The sequence below is a fragment of the Vibrio sp. 1288 genome, assembly GCF_033344475.1.
Window position 1 is genome coordinate 1 of sequence record NZ_JAWPOX010000024.1, and the last position, 17,605, is coordinate 17,605.

Genomic DNA, 17,605 nt, shown 5'->3' on the forward strand with positions numbered 1-17,605 from the left:
CTGTGACTGAAGCATAGGAGTTCCCTCCAATCGTTGCCTACTTTAAGTATAACAACAGTTAAAGGGAACATAGCCTTAAAAAAACTGCCTTCACTCACCGGGCTACCAACAGAGAAAACCGTTAATCACTTTTCGACTTTGGGAAACCAAGTCGCCGCCTCACTCCCAATTAACTTACACTGGCTGCGTAATCAGCCAGAAACCGCAGGAAAACATGTGTTATTAGCTGGCACCGCCGCAGGGTTGTCGCTAGGGATGGGAGTGCTAAAACTATGAAGATATTGGTCACTGGTGGCAGCGGGATGTTGGGTAGCGCAATTCTGAGAATGTTTCACCAGCAGCATGAACTGCATTTTATAGCACGAAATACAGTCATCGCTAAACAACTCGCCGAGCAATTCGATGTTATCCCCCATATAGTCGATTTAAGAGACCACTCAGCAGTTCATGCGGTATGCCAAGGTATGGATGCAGTCATCCATTGTGCCGCTCTCTCAAGCCCATGGGGAAAGTGGCAGGCGTTTTATCAAGCCAATGTAGATGCCACCAAAAACCTCGTCAATGCGGCTAATACGCATCAAATCTCGCGTTTTATCCATATTTCGTCCACCAGCGTCTACTTTGACCATCAAGACCGTTGGAATATTAGAGAAACCGACGCCATAGCTTCATACTGGTGTAATGATTACGCACACACAAAATATCTATCAGAAATTGAAGCCGTAAAAGGTCGAAGTAAAGCGATCATTTTAAGACCGCGTGGCATTTTTGGACCCAATGATCGCGCGATTATCCCAAGAGTGCTTAAGGCGATAAAAAACAACACTCTGCTTCTGCCATCGGGTAGAAATCCTGTGGTTGATCTGACCTATGTCGACAACGTTGCCCATGCAGCGATGCTCGCTTGCACTCAGGCAGACCGACTTCAGCATGGTGATGTGTTCAACATTTCCAACAACGAACCAATGCCAATTGAGACTGTTCTGCAAGCTTTATGTGAGGGGTTAAACCTAAAAGTAACGTTACAATCATTACCATACGGTGTGGTATCACCATTATTAAAGCTCAGTGAGCAAATACGAAGGCACTTACCACATCAGCCAGAACCAAGGCTCACCTCATACAGCGCAGGATTGTTTAACTATCATCAAACTCTGGATATCAGCAAGGCGAAACAAACACTGAATTACCAACCGCTTTTTTCAATTCAAGAAGGAATACAGCAGTATGCAAACTGGTCTAAAAATAAAAATCTTTGAGGCTGGACACTGCGTACACCCAGGCTTTGTTGTCAAACCAGGTTCTGGTATCAAGCCTAGAGCATTTCCGGCAGCCGTTGCGTTAATTCAGCACCCAACACAAGGCAACATCCTGTTTGACACGGGATATCACGAGCATTTTTTTAGCGCGACTCGCCCCTTCCCTGAACGTTTTTATGCTTGGACAACACCTTGTCGCTATAAAAAAGAACACGGAATTGTTGCGCAGTTAGCAAAAGAAAGTCTCAAACCTCATGATATTGAACACTTAGTACTCTCCCACTTCCATGCTGATCACATTGCTGCCGTGTCTGAGTTTTCCCACTCTCAATTGCATTGCCAACAAAAAGGGGTGGATGCAATTACTAAAAGTGGTCGAATTGGAGGCGTAAGAAAAGGATACCTAAAAGCTCTACTTCCTCCACAACTTGAATCTAACTTATTCATTCATAGTGACTTTTCTGTACCAATCAGCCAAATTCTTCCTCAGTGCCAAGGGGTTAATTTGCTCTGTAAAGACATGTTCGACGACGGATTCATTTATATGGTTAGCTTGCCAGGCCATGCAGCTGGCCAAGTGGGCTTGCTGGTTAAAAGAGACCAAGGTTGGCTATTCTTACTCGCCGATGCATGCTGGTTAATCGAGAGCTTGAGTGAAAATATCGATCAACATTGGCTGGCGAACATGCTTTGCGATGATACAAAAGCCTATAAAAACACCCTCTCCGAGTTGAGAAGTTGCTACCAACAAACCCACCACTTTGTTCGCTTCGTGCCTTCACATTGTCAGGAAACTATCCAGCAGCTAATCAAAGAAGGATGGATGAAGTGAGAACGCTTATCTCAGAATTCTGGCGAACCCGCTACCGCCCCTTCGGCTCAAGGGAACAAGTCGAAACATGGCAGCAACAACACTTAACGCAACACTTGGATTGGGTATGCCGTCATTCACCGTATTACCGCTCACTTCAAGGTGCACCACTCAGTGATTTCCCTATCATGAATAAGCAAACCATGATGGAGAACCTCTCGGAGTTGAATACGAAAGGCTTAGATGCTGAACAGCTAATGCAACAAGCACTCGACGCAGAACAGTCACGCAACTTCGCCGCTTCGAAAGTTGGCGATGTTACTGTTGGGCTTTCTTCGGGCACATCAGGCATGCGCGGGTTGTTTCTTGCTGACAAACAGGAAACACAACTATGGGCTGGCAATATATTGGCTCGCCTGTTGCCCAACCTATGGCAAAAACACCGAATTGCTCTAGCCTTGCGCGCCAACAGCCCACTGTATAAATCCGTCGCGAAAGGGCCTGTAACATTTTTTTATGCCGATTTAACCAAACCTTACCAAGAATGGATAAAAGAGCTGGATGAGTTCCAACCCACGCTTTTGGTTGGTAGTGCGCAAGCTCTTCAGCTCTGCGCCCAGTTCAGCGGTCAATTTGGTCAACCCGCAATTCAACCACAGCGGATCATTTCTGGTGCAGAAGTCCTAACCGAGAGTGACCGTCACTTTATTTCTCAACGGTTCGACAGCGAACTCCATGAAGTCTATCAATGTACTGAAGGTTTTCTTGCATGTACGGATCAGCATGGACAAATGCGCTGGAATCAAGATGTTGTTTACATCGAAAAACATTGGCTGAATACCGAACGTACTCATTACAGCCCAATCATTACCGACTTTCGTCGTAAAACTCAGCCAATTATTCGTTATCAGCTCGACGATATTATTGAGAATAAACAGGATAATGGCGTATTTGAACCTCTTGGCGCAATTGCCGGACGATGTGGTGATCGCCTCACGCTAAACGCAAACCACGTCCCAGTGACGGTGTTACCAGATCTCATCTACCGCGCTATAACACTATCCGCCCAAAGTCGCGTGGATTACCGAATCACCCAAACAGGGTCACAAGCCATTCAAATTGAAGCGGATGTTCACCACCATCGGGTTATACATCAAGCCTTGATAAAGTTGTTTGACCAATTGCGGCTTGATCCTGTCAGATTTAGTTACCGCCCTGCGCCTATTTGGACGCCAATGAATAAACAACGACGTGTGGTGAACATATGCGGGTCTTAATCACCGGAGCCCGATCACCAGTTGCACTAGAGTGGGCAACCATGTGTATGCATCATGGACATGACGTAACTCTCACCGATTCGCTAAAAAAACCTCTAGGATCGTTTTTGCGAGGCATCGAGTCTTATATCCCCACCGCTTCGCCTCGATTTGCGTTTCCCACCTATCAACAGCAGATCCTAAAAATCATTACTCAGATGCGTATTGATATGGTGATACCCACTTGTGAAGAAGTGTATTACTTGGCTCATGTTGCCAAACAATGCCCAGAAGTAGATTTTTTTCTGCCCAATGTGGGACTACTCAATGCCCTGCACAACAAGTTGACCGTCTTTGAACAGCTTCAAAGTTTGCCAGAAATCACACTTCCAAAAACTCGTTTGGTCGCTGATAAAAGTGAGATTGAAATTAATAAGAGAACCGTTCTAAAGCCCGTTTACTCTCGGTTTGGCGGGCAAGTAATAAGAGATGTGACAACTCAGTCTATTTCTGCCGCCACGATATCGCCCCTTTACCCTTGGGTTCAGCAACAAAAAATCCATGGGACTCCGGTGTGTAACTATGCCATTTTTGAACATGGTGACCTTAAAGCACACCAAGCTTATGTGCCGAAATACTGTGTAAACGGCTCGGCCGCCAGTGCTTTTCAGCCGATCTCGTGCGAACGACTAGATACATTTATCGCCGCTTTTGGTAAACGTCATACTTATCATGGGCAAGTGTCGTTTGACTTCATCAAATCACAAGATGAACTCTACGTGATTGAATGTAACCCAAGAGCCACCAGTGGTTTGCACCTACTCTCGTCTAGATGCAGTCAACTGCTCCCTAATATGGCATTTACTGCCCCTTCCAAACAGCGACTGCATCATTTAGGGCCAATAACACTCATCGCTGAAGGTGGGTTATCCCTGTTCAAGGCTCGAACTTGGCAAGATTGGTGGTCTGGAGTGAATGTGATGCAACAGCATAACTTACCGGCCGGGAGCCAAATCCGGAGTATGTTTGAATTACTCCGGTTAGCTAGGCAGAACAAGACGAAGTGGAGCGACGCTTCTACCGTTGATATTGAGTGGAATGGAGAGGCATTGAACTCATGACACTTTCCTCTCAAGAATGGCATAAAACTTTTTTCACTCTTATGCAGTCGAATCCCATTGATGAATGCACAGCAAGCTTTGGTTGCTACTATATCGATGATGTTGCCATTCCCTACTCCGTAACACCAAAAATACCAAACAACTGTTATGCCGTGTCCCCTATGACACTGCTTAGTGGCTACGCCGAAGAAGAGCTTCACAAAGTCAAAAATGTGGCTGTTCGATGGGTATGTAAGTTACTTATTAATATGACTAAACCAATCTTATCACTGGCTGGATTGGATCAAGTCCAAACGCTCAACAATCAGTGCTTGTCCACCAATATGTATAGCGAACAATGGGCAGCCTTAAATCTCGATGAACTGCGTCGCGTCGCACTCGATCAATACCCCACCTTTCCCTTGGTGCTTCGCTCCCTCAACCAGCGTCAGCATTCACACTTAATTCAGCGATTGAAGCAGCCAAAATGGCAAAGCTTGGTAACACGACAAGTGTATTTACTTGATGATTGGCAAGCGTTCAGCTTCAACCGAGATTTAACGAAAGACTTCAAACTGCTTAATGATAAAGATTGGCAGTTTAGGCCACTGACCACTGATGAAGAGTTTCAGCGTGCCAAAGAGTTATATGACATGCTTTACCTTGATAAATACAGCCTCAATAACATCCAGTTTTCAACCCAATATTTAAAACAGGTGAGCCAGAACAAATTAGTACATTTAGTGGGACTGTTTTATCAAGAAGAGATGCTGGCTACGTTAGGCATTGTAGAAATTGATAATGATATGACTTGCCCAATTTTTGGCTACGATACCAATAAGCCACAACGCCTCGCATTGTATCGTCGAATATCGGCCTATACCATCCGCCATGCAATGATATACCAGCGTCGCTTTAATATGAGCTCAGGCGCTCCGGCTTTTAAACGCAACAGAAAAGCCCGGCCAGAAATTGAATTTAGCTATGTTTATATTGCGCACTTACCTTGGTACAAACGCATAATTTGGAAAAGCTTGTGCTGGCTCACTCAGCACTTTTATCGCCCTTTGTTGATGCGTTTTCAGCTATAAACCGACATCTATAATCAGGTAAGCCTGCGTACACAGTCTCAATCGATAAAAAAGCCTGCGACGTTCGCAGGCTTTTTATAATGGAGCTGTGTGAGGTAACCGTTTTCTACGGTGTGTAGTATGTTGCTGCGCCAGGGCCTACTGGTAAACCAAATACGAATACCCATAGGTAGAACAGCACACTCCAACCTACAATGAAGCAGATTGAGTAAGGTAGCATGGTCGCGATCAGCGTACCGATACCTAAGTTCTTCATGTAACGAGTCGCTACGGCAAGAATCAAACCAAAGTAGCTCATCATTGGAGTAATGATGTTTGTCGTCGAGTCACCAATTCGGTAAGCAGCCTGAATCGTTTCCGGTGCATAACCAACAAGCATCAACATAGGAACAAAAATCGGAGCCGTTACTGCCCACTGTGCCGATGCCGAACCAATCATTAGGTTGATAAAGCCACACATCAGGATGAAGGCAAAGAACAACATTGGGCCAGTTAAGCCAATTTCTTGCAGGAAGCTAGCGCCAGCAACCGCGAATACCTGACCGAAGTTAGTCCATTTAAAGAAAGCAACGAACTGAGCCGCAAAGAAAACTAATACAATGTACATGCCCATAGAAGACATAGATTTCGCCATTGCATCAATTACATCGCGATCCGTCTTCATCGTGCCAACAACTTTACCAAACACAAAGCCTGGAATAGCAAAGAACACAAAGATGAATGCCACGATACTTTTCAGGAATGGTGAACCTGCAATTGTACCTGCATCAGAACGTAGAATGCCGTCTTCTGGAACAACCGTCCAAGCAAGCAGCGCTGAAACAACCAGTACAGCAACACCTGCTAGTTTTAGGCCTTTCTTCTCAATGTCTGTTAAGCCACCCATTTTGTCGTTCGACAAATCTTCTGAGGCTTCTTCTTCACTGTATTTGCCAAGCTTTGGCTCAACAATTTTTTCAGTAACAAACGCACCTGTGATTGCAATGAAGAATGTCGACACAAACATGAAGTACCAGTTAACTTCTGGACCAACAGTGTAAGTTGGGTCAATCATTTGCGCCGCCGTTTCAGTAATGCCTGACAACAGCGGGTCAACCGTACCAATAAGTAGGTTTGCTGAGTAACCACCAGATACACCAGCGAACGCCGCAGCAAGACCGGCAAGTGGGTGACGACCTAAAGAATGGAACAGCATTGCAGCCAGTGGAATAAGTACCACATAGCCAAGCTCTGATGCCGTATTTGAAATGATACCCGCGAAAACGACCGTCACTGTTACCATGCGTTGTGATGCACCCATGACTAAGCCACGCATTGCTGCAGATAGCAAGCCTGAGTATTCAGCAATAGCAACACCCAACATCGCAACCAATACCGTACCCAAAGGTGCAAAGCCGACAAAGTTTTTCACTAGATTGGTAACGATTAGTTCAAGGCCATCAGCGTTAAGCAAGCTAACGACATGAATCATGCCATCCGCGGCACGACCTTTTGCACCCTCAGGACGAGGATCAACTACGGAAACTTCGAAGTATCCTGCAATACCCGACATCACCAGAATGGCTAAACAGAAAATGGCAAATAGTGTGATCGGGTGGGGTAATAAGTTCCCCAAATATTCGACAGTATCCAAAAAGCGCGTAAACAGCGGCTTCTTAGGCGAGTTTTGTTTAATTGAATCAGATGAACTCATCTGTTCCCTCCTTGTTTTTATTCCTATGCAAATGTGACAAAAATGTCAAAAAGCGTGCGAAGGGTACTTGAGTAGAAGGTCAAATAAAAGCCCTAAATGTTACAAACTGTGACGAACGGAGGTATTTATAACCAACATTGAATAAAAATGTAGATATTTCATCCATGTAAGATAATTAACTCAACATTATCAATTAAACAAAACCATAAGTTAGATATATGCAGGTTGATTACTTTTGCACAGCTTTGAATCTCGGGTTCGTTTTACAAATGACATAAAGACGCCCTCTCCGTTTTACAATCTGGCAATCCGGATGACGACTTTTTGCACTTTTTAATGATTTTACTACCTTCATGATTTATTCCTTTTCGCTCTTAAATTGACCAAAACGACGGTTGAAGTTCGCAATGCGACCTTCGGTTTGTACAACGCGCTGTTTACCGGTGTAGTACGGGTGAGAAACTGACGACACATCTAACGTAAAGTAAGGGTAAGTTTTGCCATCTTTCCATTCGATGGTTCTCTCCGTTTTCAACGTAGAACCAACGACAAAGTACTTATCTACACTGGTGTCGTGGAACACCACAGGACGATATTCAGGGTGGATTCCTGGTTTCATAATACTTTTCCTTTCAATTAAATTGTTATGTTATAACATTTTAATTAATAATCATTATCAAAAAGAAAAGCAAGAGAAATTTGTGATACTTTTCATCTCAATGAATTCTTAGAGATGTCCACCATGTATTCCATCGAACCCATCGGCGTCATTGAGACACCGTACAAAGAAAAGTTTGCAGTTCCGCGCCAACCACGCTTAGTACCAGAGGCTAAAGCACGCGTAAAACTGTTAGGTGCAGCAAATAGCCCTGAAGCAATGCGTGGGCTAGAACAGTTCTCTCACGTTTGGTTGTTGTTTCTATTTGATCAGAATCTGGAAGCTGGTTGGAAACCAACTGTACGTCCGCCACGATTAGGCGGCAATGAACGAATTGGTGTCTTTGCCTCGCGCTCGACTTTCCGTCCAAACGGAATCGGAATGTCAGCCGTTGAAGTGAAAGGAGTCACTAAGCAAGGCGATCAAATCTATCTTAATTTAGGCAGTGTAGATCTCGTGGATGGGACACCGATTGTGGATATTAAGCCTTACATCCCCTATTCGGATTCTATTTCGGAAGCACAAGGCGGATACGCAGACCAAGAGCCAGAAAAGTCACAAGTCACCTTTTCTGCTCAAGCATTAGCAACGATAGAAAATCGATCCGATACTGACTATGTAAGATCAGTCATTGAACAAGTTCTGGCACAAGATCCTCGCCCTGCATATAAGAAAAACAAGCCGGACGACAAAGAATATGCGGTAAATTTGTTCGACTTGAACGTAAAGTTCACAGCAACAAGCAACTTAATAACGGTTACCGCTATTGAAAGCTTTTGACAAACGCAATTGGCTGATATTATAGACGGCTAACAAATTTCCCTTTAGGGAACTCCCATACTCCTGCTTATTCAAGCTTGAGTATCTAACTTAAATAAACGGATAAATTTAATGCGTACCAGTAATTATCTTCTTTCTACTCTGAAGGAGACTCCAAACGACGCAGAAGTAGTGAGCCACCAGCTCATGCTACGTGCAGGTATGATCCGTAAGCTGGCTTCAGGTTTATACACCTGGCTACCTACTGGTCTACGTGTACTGCGTAAAGTCGAAAACATCGTTCGTCAAGAAATCGACAATGCAGGCGCAGTCGAAACTTTGATGCCCGTTGTTCAGCCGTTTGAACTATGGGAAGAGACAGGCCGCAGCGAAAAGATGGGCCCTGAGCTACTTCGCTTTACTGACCGTCATGTTCGTCCGTTTGTACTTAGCCCAACCGCTGAAGAAGTGATCACTAGCCTTGTTCGCAATGAAGTGAGCTCTTACAAACAGCTTCCGCTAAACCTGTACCAAATCCAAACTAAATTCCGTGACGAACGACGCCCACGTTTTGGCGTAATGCGTTCACGTGAATTCTCAATGATGGACGCGTACAGCTTTGACATTGATAAAGACGGACTACAAAAGTCATACGACGCAATGCACGATGCTTACTGTAAAGCATTCGATCGCATGGGTCTGGATTACCGTCCTGTACTTGCAGATAGCGGTGCTATCGGTGGTAGCGGCTCTCAAGAGTTCCACGTACTGGCTGAAAGCGGCGAAGATATCATCGCATTTTCTAGCGAGTCAGATTACGCGGCAAACATTGAAAAAGCAGAAGCACTAGCTCCAGCCTCTGAGGCTGCGGCACCAACACAAGAAATGACTTTGGTTGATACGCCAAACGCGAAAACAATCGCTGAATTGGTTGAGCAGTTCGAACTACCAATTGAAAAAACAGTGAAAACACTGTTTGTGAAAGCATCTGACGAAGTTGATGCGCCAATCATCGCGCTTATTATTCGTGGTGATCATGAACTGAACGAAGTGAAAGCAGAAAACCTTCCTCAGGTTGCAGCTCCACTGGAAATGGCATCTGAAGAAGAAATTCGTGAGCTTATCGGTGCAGGCCCTGGTTCACTTGGCCCTGTTGGCCTTAAACTGCCGTTCATTGTTGACCGCAGCGTTGCGGTAATGAGCGACTTCGGTGCGGGCGCGAACATCGATGGCAAACACTACTTCGGTATTAACTGGGGTCGTGATGTAGAGCTTGGCCAAGTTGAAGACCTACGTAACGTTGTGGAAGGTGACCCAAGCCCATGTGGCAAGGGCATTATCCAGCTTAAGCGTGGTATCGAAGTTGGCCATATCTTCCAACTAGGTAACGCTTACTCCGCAGCGATGAACTGTGGTGTACTGGGTCCTGATGGTAAGAACGTCATCCTAGAAATGGGTTGTTACGGTATCGGTATCACTCGCGTAGTAGCGGCTGCTATTGAACAAAACCACGACAAATACGGCATCATCTGGCCAGATGCAATCGCACCATTCCAGGTAGCGATCGTTCCAATGAACATGCACAAGTCAGAAGAAGTGAAAGAAGCCGCTGAGAAATTGTACGCTGAGCTAACGGCAATGGGCATCGAAGTGCTATTTGACGACCGTAAAGAACGCCCAGGCGTAATGTTCTCTGACATGGAGCTTATTGGTGTACCGCATACCATTATTATCGGTGACCGCTCAATGAAAGAAGGCAACTTCGAATACAAGAACCGTGCTACTGGTGAGAAAACAGCAGTCGCAATGACTCACATTGTTGAGCACGTAAAAGCTCAACTAAAGTAAGCACTAGACGAGTTCGCATTTGAAGTAGTTTCAAATAGTTAAAAAGGGTTGGCTTCGGTCAGCCCTTTTTATTACAGCTCAACATCCTCCCTCCACCTTTTTCGAACTATTCACTTTGTTAATCTTTGGTTCAGCTTCTTGCTATTAAACTGATTTCATCATCTAAAGGAGGTCAGTTATGGATTTAAAAAGTCTTCTAAACCAAGCACTCAAATCAGACTTACTTAAGCAAGGTGCAGATGCATTGGGCAAACAAACCAACAACATCAAATCCTCATCAAATTCAAGTAGTCTAAAAACGCTAGGAGCAGGTGCTGTAGGCGGAGGCCTCATCGGTATGCTGATGGGCTCAAAGAAAAGTAAAAAAATGACTAAAAAAATAGGGTCAAACGCATTAAAAGTCGGTGGCGCAGCTGCGCTTGGAGCCTTGGCCTACAAAGTGTATAACGACTGGCAAGCCAAGCAATCCGGTCAAGGTGTTCAAGAAACCTTTGACCCCGATGACAGTAAACACAGTGTCTTAATTTTAAAAGCAATGATTGGATCTGCAAAAGCTGATGGTCACGTTGATGAAGAGGAAATGGCGCGCATTGAACAAGCTCTCGCGGATATGGGCGCAGATGAGCACGTTCGTCACCTCGTTCAGCAAGAGTTAAACAAACCGCTTGATCCTGCTGAAATTGCTAATCAGGCGACCTCTCCTCAACAAGCGTCAGAAATTTACCTAGCGTCTTTGATCGTCGCTGATGAACAAAACTTTATGGAAAAAGCGTATCTGCAAGAACTAGCAAAACAACTTCAACTTTCACCAGAAGTCACTCAGAAGTTAGAAGCACAAATGCAGTGATTAAATCTCGCTCAAGCAAACCTTCAACTTGAGCCAAAACAACTCTGTACTTTGAGTTTCAAATCCGCTGTGTGTATATTGAGATAAGTTATCATTTAGTGGAAAGAAAACATGCAAGTATACGGCTGTTGTGAACTGGTTCGTGAGCTTTATGCTCAGATTGGTAGTGGCGATCAAGCTTATATTCCCCAAGCAATTTCATGTGCAGTTAAAGCACTGAACGATGTTGCAGCGGATGAATCGCTACCAAAAGAAGTGCGTGAAAAAGCGGCATTTGCTGCGGCAAACCTACTGATTTCAGATTTTGAGGATAAGTCATGAATCTAACGAACTTTGAATCCATGGACCCTGTCATGCTGATGAGCATTGTGAATATGAAGCTACGCGATGACTTCGGAGGTGATCTGGACAAACTGGTGGCTTTCTTCGATATCGAGCGCACAGCACTGGAGACAAAACTGGCTTCTGCTGGTTTTGACTTTCTTCCAGAAGCAGGACAATTCCGTTAATCCACACCATGCTTGGCGGATAACCGAAACGAGAATAACCAATATGAAAAAGGGCTTGATGAGTTACCATCAAGCCCTTTTCTTTTATTCGATAGGCGTCTCGGTTAGCCAAATGAAGCCCAGATGACTGTCGCCACAAGAATTGGACATACAAACTTCACATACGCAGGCCATAACTTACCAAACCAACCTTGCGTAAACTCCGGGCAACCTTGCTCAAGCTCTTTGATTTTTGAGTTGCGATTCCATACCCAACCACCAAATAAGCAGAATAAGAGCGCAGCGGTTGGTTGTAGATACTGAGTAGCAACCGTCGCGACCATACCAAACAGAGCGCCAAAGTTATAAACAATCACCACACTGAACAAGGCAATGAGACCACCTAAAACCCAGCTCGTTGCGCTGCGCTTAGTATTGAAGCGCTCACTCACTAAAGCCACTGGACACTCTAACATTGAAATGGAGGACGTTAGCGCCGCAATCGTCAGCAATAAGAAGAACACAATAGAGAACAATTGACCAAGCAAACCTAAGCTATCAAACATCAATGGCAATACGGTAAATACCAACGTATCAGAGCTTAATAGAGAGCCATCTTCTGCATAGATCTGAACGCCTTTTTGCATTGCCACAAACATCGCTGGCATCACCACTAATCCTGCAATGAAAGCAACGGCAGTATCTACCATGGTCACGTTCATCGCCATCTTTGGTAGGTTCTCTTTCTTACTCAAGTAAGAGCCATAAATCAGCATTGAACAGCCACCGATCGTAAGCGAGAAGAAGCCCTGTCCCATTGCAGCAAGAATCAACTTGCGGTCCCATACCTTTTCAAAATCCGGCACTAGGTAATGTTTCAGACCTTCCATCGCACCGTTTTGCGTCATGATGTAAGCAAATAGCAGAGCAAACAGAACAAACAATGCTGGCATCAAACGTGTGGACCACTTCTCAATACCTTGTTTTACGCCACCTTGTACGATGAGAATCGTCAGTACATAAAAAGTAATGGTTCCGAACAAGTTACGTTCAACACTAAAGCCCTTTAGCCATTGAGTTGCAGCTTCTAACCCTATTAGATCTGTGATTGCACCCAGTAAAAAGCAGATCAACCAACCACCAACAATTGAATAAAACGCTAAGACAGCGCTTGGTACGCTTAAACCAATCCAACCCACAATGCCGCCGAGTTTTTTACCGGTAGGGTTATCTGTGATTGCACGCATACTGTCTACAGGGTTGGCTTGACCATGGCGACCAATCGCCATTTCAACCACCAGCATCGGAAATGCGACGATAAGAATCATCACCAAATAAACTAACAGGAAAGCACCGCCACCATTACTGGCTGCTTGAGTTGGGAAGCCCCAAATATTGCCAAGGCCAACTGCGGCACCTGCGGCAGCTAAGATGAACCCGAGACGAGAGCCAAAATGCTCGCGAGGCTGAGAAGAGGTTTGCTGTGTCATACTACTCACACAAAAATATCATTGAACTAGCTAACTAGTACACTATAGCAATATTCACTATTCAACAAGAGCACCTCGGTTAAATCCTCGACAGTTGAAACAATTTGTAGTCATTCAGCTTGTAAATTTTAACGTACATCTCATATTCATCGCTCAAAAGCCTCGCGACTGTTGTTCGTTTTACGTGGCTGAATTTTACCAATCCTTCTGCCGTGAAGTGAGCCGAAAAATAATGAGCTCTGGTGTAAGGGACGAACTGTTCCTCGTGATACTGTGTCGAAAAGCAGAATATTGTGCTTCGCTTTTTCCCCCTAATGTCTATTTATCAGCTAGTTATTACTCTGTTCTCATTTATACCCATGATTCAAGGAGAGGAAAATGAAGGTCACCCTACTTCACGGAGCGATGGTTGTAGCACTCAGCGCCAGCTACCAAGCTCAAGCCTATAACTGTCAAAGTTTACCCGACTGGGACAGCACTGCGACTTATACATCGGGCGCTTTAGTAAAAACGCAAGGAGCCGCTTATGAGGCTGCATATTGGACGCAAGGCAATGATCCCGTGACCAACTCAGGATCTTGGGAAGCATGGAAAGCGTTAGGGCAATGTGATGGTGGAAGCAACAATTTATCACCAACGGTGTCGTTCTCCTCTCCAATAAACAACGCACAAATTCCCGAAGGCAGTGCGATCACTTTGTTAGCCAACGCAACTGACGAAGATGGCCAAATCACACAAATTGAGTTTGTTGCAGGCAACCAAACCGTTGCTGTGGTAACTCAAGCACCATTCGAAGCTTCTTGGACCGCTATTGAAGGGATCTCGCAATTGACCGCAATTGCGACAGATAATGAGGGAGCTGTTAGCACCACGACGATTTCTATCCAAGTTCAACCACAAGTCGAATTACCGCCACCAAGCATTTCATTGACAAGCCCAGTAGGCACAGAAGTGCTTAATGTAGGCGATAACCTAACCGTAGCCGCTCAAGCTGACGATATTGATGGTGTGGTCACACAAGTTGAGTTCTTCGTAAACAATCAATCTGTCGCCATTGATACTAGCGCACCTTACGAATATCAATGGACCGCTAGTCCAGGTACATACTCGTTCAAAGCACAAGCGACTGATGATACAAACCTCGCAACGATGAGCCAAGAAGTAGCGCTGGTTATTAGTAATTCAGAAACCGGAACGGGCGGATGTGCAGATGCAGTACCTTATGTGGCAGGCACAAGTTATCAAGCTGGCGACCTGATTTCTCACTTCAACCAAAAATATCGTTGTGATGTTGCTGGTTGGTGCTCCTCGGATGCGACATGGGCTTACGAGCCTGGTGAAGGGCTATACTGGCAAGATGCTTGGAGTGGCCTAGGTGCTTGTTCGACACCACCGCAAGTTACCATTACGGCACCAACGGATGGACAAGTCGTGCTCGCTGGCAGCAATAACGAAATCACGGCAAACGCAAGCGATGCTGATGGCACAGTCACGCAAGTTGAGTTTTTTGCGAACAACACCAGCTTAGGGGTCACCACTCAAGCGCCATATTCCGTTACTTGGAACGCCACACTTATTGGCGCTAACCAGCTTAAAGCCGTCGCAACCGATAATGATAACAACACGTCAGAGTCCCTGGTTGGTGTGGAAGTCAGCGATAAAGATTTGGTCGTCTCTCTGACTTCACCAAGCAGCGGTCAAACCGTCGGATTAGGCAAAAGTCTCGCATTAAGCGCCGATGCAACGTCTTTAACTTCAGGCATTAAACACGTTGATTTCATGATCAACGGCTCTATTGTTGCAACCGATACCACAGCACCTTACACAGCCAACTGGACACCAACTGCACTTGGTAACTTTACAGTTAGCGCCCAAGCTGTGGATTTGTCAGGAAGCAATGCACTGTCTGACGCCGCAGCAATAACGGTGGTTGAGCAAGTAGAGAAACGCCATAAACTCATCGGTTACTGGCACAATTTTGTAAATGGTGCGGGCTGTCCAATTCGTCTAGCAGATATGGCAGATGCTTGGGATGTGATTGATATTGCCTTTGCTGAAAATGATCGCAACAGTGATGGCACTGTGCACTTTAATCTATATTCAGGCGATATTTACAGCGATTGTCCAGCACTCGATCCAACACAATTCAAGCAGGACATGGCAGCGCTTCAAGCTAAAGGTAAGAAGTTTGTTCTCTCTCTTGGCGGCGCAGAAGGCACGATTACGCTGAATACCAACCAAGATGAAGCCAACTTTGTCTCTAGCCTAACAGGTCTTATCGCTGAGTGGGGCTTTGATGGTCTAGATGTGGATTTAGAGAGTGGTTCTAACTTAGTTCATGGCTCGCAAATTCAAGCTCGCCTTGGTCGTGCTTTGCTTCAAATAGAGCAAAACATGGGTGGAGATATGTACCTAACCATGGCGCCTGAGCACCCTTATGTTCAAGGTGGTTATGTGGCTTACAGCGGTATTTGGGGGGCGTACATCCCTGTGATTAACGAGACACGCAGCACGCTCGACTTGCTTCACGTCCAGTTATATAACAACGGCGGTTTGCCAAACCCATACCTGCCAGGCAGTGCACCAGAAGGCTCTGTGGATATGATGGTAGCGCAATCTAAAATGCTTATCGAAGGTTTTGAGTTGGCCGACGGCACTCAATTTGCACCATTGCGCGATGATCAAGTAGCAATCGGTTTACCTTCAGGTCCTAGCTCGGCAAATTCAGGGCAGGCTCCAACACAGAATATTATCAACGCACTAGATTGTTTAACCAAAGGCACTTCATGTGGCACCGTTAAACCAGCGTACCATTACCCGAATTATGCAGGAGTAATGACATGGTCTATCAACTGGGATCAGCATGATGGCTTTAACTTCTCAAAACCTGTCGGCGATAAACTCACCGAGATGAATGCGCAATAAGCTATCAAAGAATAAGCGAGTAAAACGCAAAGAGAGCACAATAGTGCTCTCTTTCTTTATCTCATCGAGTTTTTGCTTTTTAATGAGTAATTAAATCGTAAATACTCGGTAATCTTTTAGCTCAGGGATTTTCTTCAACAGATCGTTTTCTTGCCCTGCCATGTCATCCAGCGAATCGCACAAGTCTTCTGCTTGTTGTTCTACCTCTTTCGAATGCTCGGCTAAACGCTCTTCTACTTTCGCGCTGAGTTCAGCCATACTCTCTGATAATGCAGTGAGGTTTATCCCTCCCTCTTCCTTCATTTTTTTCGATAAAGCATCCAACGAACTGGCTAAAAACTCTTTATTGAAGATCTCTTGTGCTTTTGCAAAGTCTTCAGTCCACCCTTGTGTCATAGACTCAAAACTCTCCGCAGGCAGGATGAAATCACCATCTTTGTAGTAACGTGATTCAACATCAGCGAAAAAGTCCTTTACTGCGACTTTTACATTATCAAACGCACCAGGTGCATCGAGGCTTTCCGCAACATCATCAATAATATCATTCGCAAGCGCTAAACCATCACTCGCCAATTGCTTTGCTTGTGGAATATACGCGTTCATTTTTTCGCGATAGTCTTCAATTGCCGCTTTTTGGTCGGCATTGAGTTCAATTAGCTCACCTTTGATGAAGAGGTTGTTATCCTCATCCACGACAGCTTTATCACCTGTCGTTTGGCGAATTTCCAAGCTTTGCCCATCCATACGGACTTCATTATTGATGTCCACACGACACTGCGCTGCATAACCAGTAGCACTGACCATCAGCAATGAGAGTGTAAAAAGCTTTTTCATGTCATTCTCTTTTATTTAACATTACTCGTGTTAAACATAACACTGAGTGATACATGAGATGTCAGCAAATCGTCACGACTTCGTAACAAGTTGTTTTATCTCCTATTTTCACGTCAACCTCATCACCCTCTTCTTTCCCGAACAACGCTCGACCCAGAGGAGATTTGGCTGTTAAGACAAAGACTTCCAGAGTCTGATATTGAACAGTCAAACCACCAGAGCAAGGGCCTACAAAGAAGTGCTTTTCGATCAAATTCTCATCTGCGAGAACAACGTAAGCACCAACACCAACAGGCGCATTCTTAAAGTTACGAGTCACTAAAGAACGATATTGACGCAACTCCTCTTCACTATCTTGAATTCGCATGGCTTGTCCATGAGCAAGATACGCGGCTTCAAGTGCCAATGTATCGTACTTGTGCTCGGGAACAGTTTCTTCATCTGTGGCGGCATCGATAGCTCGCTGAGCCGATGAATGGGCAACTTGAAGTTTTTCTTCCAGATGTTGGATGATAATTTGGACTAAGTCAGCTTTGTTCATACTTT

The 17,605-nt window shown here is 45.0% G+C and carries 17 protein-coding genes and 1 pseudogene; 12 read left to right on the top strand and 6 right to left on the bottom strand.

The annotated features are described in order from the left end of the window. Positions 1 to 75: 75 nt before the first annotated feature. The 6 genes and pseudogenes from R8O11_RS16965 to R8O11_RS16990 form a co-directional block, all read left to right on the top strand. Positions 76 to 276: pseudogene (locus R8O11_RS16965) on the top strand (3-oxoacyl-[acyl-carrier-protein] synthase III C-terminal domain-containing protein); the annotation flags it as partial. Then, positions 273 to 1,259, top strand: a complete 987-nt coding sequence (locus tag R8O11_RS16970; RefSeq protein ID WP_005380308.1) for an NAD-dependent epimerase/dehydratase family protein — start codon at positions 273 to 275, stop codon at positions 1,257 to 1,259. The pseudogene R8O11_RS16965 and the gene R8O11_RS16970, both read left to right, overlap by 4 nt. Continuing rightward, entirely contained in the window at positions 1,228 to 2,091 is an 864-nt protein-coding gene (locus tag R8O11_RS16975; protein ID WP_053306723.1) for an MBL fold metallo-hydrolase, read from the top strand. Before R8O11_RS16970 ends, R8O11_RS16975 begins: the two co-directional genes overlap by 32 nt. Next, a complete protein-coding gene (locus R8O11_RS16980; RefSeq protein ID WP_175413466.1) occupies positions 2,079 to 3,347 on the top strand; it encodes a F390 synthetase-related protein in 1,269 nt (422 codons plus the stop codon). Before R8O11_RS16975 ends, R8O11_RS16980 begins: the two co-directional genes overlap by 13 nt. Next, positions 3,335 to 4,447, top strand: a complete 1,113-nt coding sequence (locus tag R8O11_RS16985) for an ATP-grasp domain-containing protein (protein WP_238762484.1) — start codon at positions 3,335 to 3,337, stop codon at positions 4,445 to 4,447. Before R8O11_RS16980 ends, R8O11_RS16985 begins: the two co-directional genes overlap by 13 nt. Next, a complete protein-coding gene (locus R8O11_RS16990) occupies positions 4,444 to 5,517 on the top strand; it encodes a hypothetical protein (RefSeq protein ID WP_238762483.1) in 1,074 nt (357 codons plus the stop codon). Before R8O11_RS16985 ends, R8O11_RS16990 begins: the two co-directional genes overlap by 4 nt. 106 nt (positions 5,518 to 5,623) lie before the next feature. Here the strand turns inward: R8O11_RS16990 and R8O11_RS16995 are convergent, their stop codons facing one another. The 3 genes from R8O11_RS16995 to R8O11_RS17005 all read right to left on the bottom strand — a co-directional run bounded on the left by R8O11_RS16995 (position 5,624) and on the right by R8O11_RS17005 (position 7,829). Beyond that, entirely contained in the window at positions 5,624 to 7,210 is a 1,587-nt protein-coding gene (locus R8O11_RS16995) for an AbgT family transporter (RefSeq protein ID WP_005380301.1), read from the bottom strand. A 229-nt stretch (positions 7,211 to 7,439) separates the two neighbouring features. After that, positions 7,440 to 7,565: a type B 50S ribosomal protein L36 gene (gene ykgO, locus R8O11_RS17000; RefSeq protein WP_005380299.1), complete on the bottom strand. Its 126-nt coding sequence runs from the start codon at positions 7,563 to 7,565 to the stop codon at positions 7,440 to 7,442. A gap of 3 nt (positions 7,566 to 7,568) precedes the next feature. Continuing rightward, positions 7,569 to 7,829, bottom strand: a complete 261-nt coding sequence (locus tag R8O11_RS17005; protein WP_182038625.1) for a type B 50S ribosomal protein L31 — start codon at positions 7,827 to 7,829, stop codon at positions 7,569 to 7,571. Positions 7,830 to 7,952: 123 nt separating this feature from the next. On the opposite strand from R8O11_RS17005, the gene tsaA reads away from it, so the two are divergent. From tsaA to R8O11_RS17030, 5 genes are all read left to right on the top strand, one after another. Next, positions 7,953 to 8,648, top strand: coding sequence for a tRNA (N6-threonylcarbamoyladenosine(37)-N6)-methyltransferase TrmO (tsaA, locus tag R8O11_RS17010; protein ID WP_182038656.1), 696 nt, complete (start codon positions 7,953 to 7,955; stop codon positions 8,646 to 8,648). Positions 8,649 to 8,759: 111 nt separating this feature from the next. Beyond that, the gene (locus R8O11_RS17015) at positions 8,760 to 10,475 is read left to right on the top strand and encodes a proline--tRNA ligase (RefSeq protein ID WP_182038627.1); all 1,716 of its coding nucleotides are present in this window, start codon (positions 8,760 to 8,762) and stop codon (positions 10,473 to 10,475) included. A gap of 178 nt (positions 10,476 to 10,653) precedes the next feature. Next, the gene (locus R8O11_RS17020; protein WP_033905528.1) at positions 10,654 to 11,322 is read left to right on the top strand and encodes a tellurite resistance TerB family protein; all 669 of its coding nucleotides are present in this window, start codon (positions 10,654 to 10,656) and stop codon (positions 11,320 to 11,322) included. 111 nt (positions 11,323 to 11,433) lie between these two features. Continuing rightward, positions 11,434 to 11,643, top strand: a complete 210-nt coding sequence (locus tag R8O11_RS17025; RefSeq protein ID WP_033905529.1) for a YaeP family protein — start codon at positions 11,434 to 11,436, stop codon at positions 11,641 to 11,643. After that, positions 11,640 to 11,831: a DUF4250 domain-containing protein gene (locus R8O11_RS17030; RefSeq protein ID WP_033905530.1), complete on the top strand. Its 192-nt coding sequence runs from the start codon at positions 11,640 to 11,642 to the stop codon at positions 11,829 to 11,831. The genes R8O11_RS17025 and R8O11_RS17030 overlap by 4 nt, the downstream gene beginning before the upstream one ends. Positions 11,832 to 11,935: 104 nt before the next feature. Here R8O11_RS17030 and R8O11_RS17035 read toward each other — a convergent pair whose 3' ends face one another. Continuing rightward, positions 11,936 to 13,300 (bottom strand): sodium-dependent transporter, encoded by a 1,365-nt coding sequence (locus R8O11_RS17035; RefSeq protein ID WP_318194288.1) that lies wholly within the window; start codon positions 13,298 to 13,300, stop codon positions 11,936 to 11,938. Positions 13,301 to 13,678: 378 nt separating this feature from the next. Here R8O11_RS17035 and R8O11_RS17040 point away from each other — a divergent pair, with 378 nt between their 5' ends. Beyond that, positions 13,679 to 16,225, top strand: a complete 2,547-nt coding sequence (locus R8O11_RS17040; RefSeq protein ID WP_225491511.1) for an Ig-like domain-containing protein — start codon at positions 13,679 to 13,681, stop codon at positions 16,223 to 16,225. A gap of 90 nt (positions 16,226 to 16,315) precedes the next feature. On the opposite strand, the gene R8O11_RS17045 is transcribed toward R8O11_RS17040, so the two are convergent. Next, positions 16,316 to 17,059 (bottom strand): YggN family protein, encoded by a 744-nt coding sequence (locus tag R8O11_RS17045; RefSeq protein ID WP_005380283.1) that lies wholly within the window; start codon positions 17,057 to 17,059, stop codon positions 16,316 to 16,318. A 61-nt stretch (positions 17,060 to 17,120) separates the two neighbouring features. Next, positions 17,121 to 17,600 (bottom strand): GreA/GreB family elongation factor, encoded by a 480-nt coding sequence (locus R8O11_RS17050; protein WP_005380280.1) that lies wholly within the window; start codon positions 17,598 to 17,600, stop codon positions 17,121 to 17,123. Between the last annotated feature and the right edge of the window lie 5 nt (positions 17,601 to 17,605).

Coding starts and splice junctions, on each gene's coding strand:
- R8O11_RS17030 (WP_033905530.1), top strand. CDS start 11,640: ATGAATCTAACGAACTTTGAATCCATGGACCCTGTCATGCTGATGAGC.
- R8O11_RS17015 (WP_182038627.1), top strand. CDS start 8,760: ATGCGTACCAGTAATTATCTTCTTTCTACTCTGAAGGAGACTCCAAAC.
- tsaA (WP_182038656.1), top strand. CDS start 7,953: ATGTATTCCATCGAACCCATCGGCGTCATTGAGACACCGTACAAAGAA.
- R8O11_RS16990 (WP_238762483.1), top strand. CDS start 4,444: ATGACACTTTCCTCTCAAGAATGGCATAAAACTTTTTTCACTCTTATG.
- R8O11_RS17020 (WP_033905528.1), top strand. CDS start 10,654: ATGGATTTAAAAAGTCTTCTAAACCAAGCACTCAAATCAGACTTACTT.
- R8O11_RS17045 (WP_005380283.1), bottom strand. CDS start 17,059: ATGAAAAAGCTTTTTACACTCTCATTGCTGATGGTCAGTGCTACTGGT.
- R8O11_RS16980 (WP_175413466.1), top strand. CDS start 2,079: ATGGATGAAGTGAGAACGCTTATCTCAGAATTCTGGCGAACCCGCTAC.
- R8O11_RS17040 (WP_225491511.1), top strand. CDS start 13,679: ATGAAGGTCACCCTACTTCACGGAGCGATGGTTGTAGCACTCAGCGCC.
- R8O11_RS17035 (WP_318194288.1), bottom strand. CDS start 13,300: ATGACACAGCAAACCTCTTCTCAGCCTCGCGAGCATTTTGGCTCTCGT.
- R8O11_RS16975 (WP_053306723.1), top strand. CDS start 1,228: ATGCAAACTGGTCTAAAAATAAAAATCTTTGAGGCTGGACACTGCGTA.
- R8O11_RS16970 (WP_005380308.1), top strand. CDS start 273: ATGAAGATATTGGTCACTGGTGGCAGCGGGATGTTGGGTAGCGCAATT.
- R8O11_RS16985 (WP_238762484.1), top strand. CDS start 3,335: ATGCGGGTCTTAATCACCGGAGCCCGATCACCAGTTGCACTAGAGTGG.
- ykgO (WP_005380299.1), bottom strand. CDS start 7,565: ATGAAGGTAGTAAAATCATTAAAAAGTGCAAAAAGTCGTCATCCGGAT.
- R8O11_RS17005 (WP_182038625.1), bottom strand. CDS start 7,829: ATGAAACCAGGAATCCACCCTGAATATCGTCCTGTGGTGTTCCACGAC.
- R8O11_RS17025 (WP_033905529.1), top strand. CDS start 11,434: ATGCAAGTATACGGCTGTTGTGAACTGGTTCGTGAGCTTTATGCTCAG.
- R8O11_RS17050 (WP_005380280.1), bottom strand. CDS start 17,600: ATGAACAAAGCTGACTTAGTCCAAATTATCATCCAACATCTGGAAGAA.
- R8O11_RS16995 (WP_005380301.1), bottom strand. CDS start 7,210: ATGAGTTCATCTGATTCAATTAAACAAAACTCGCCTAAGAAGCCGCTG.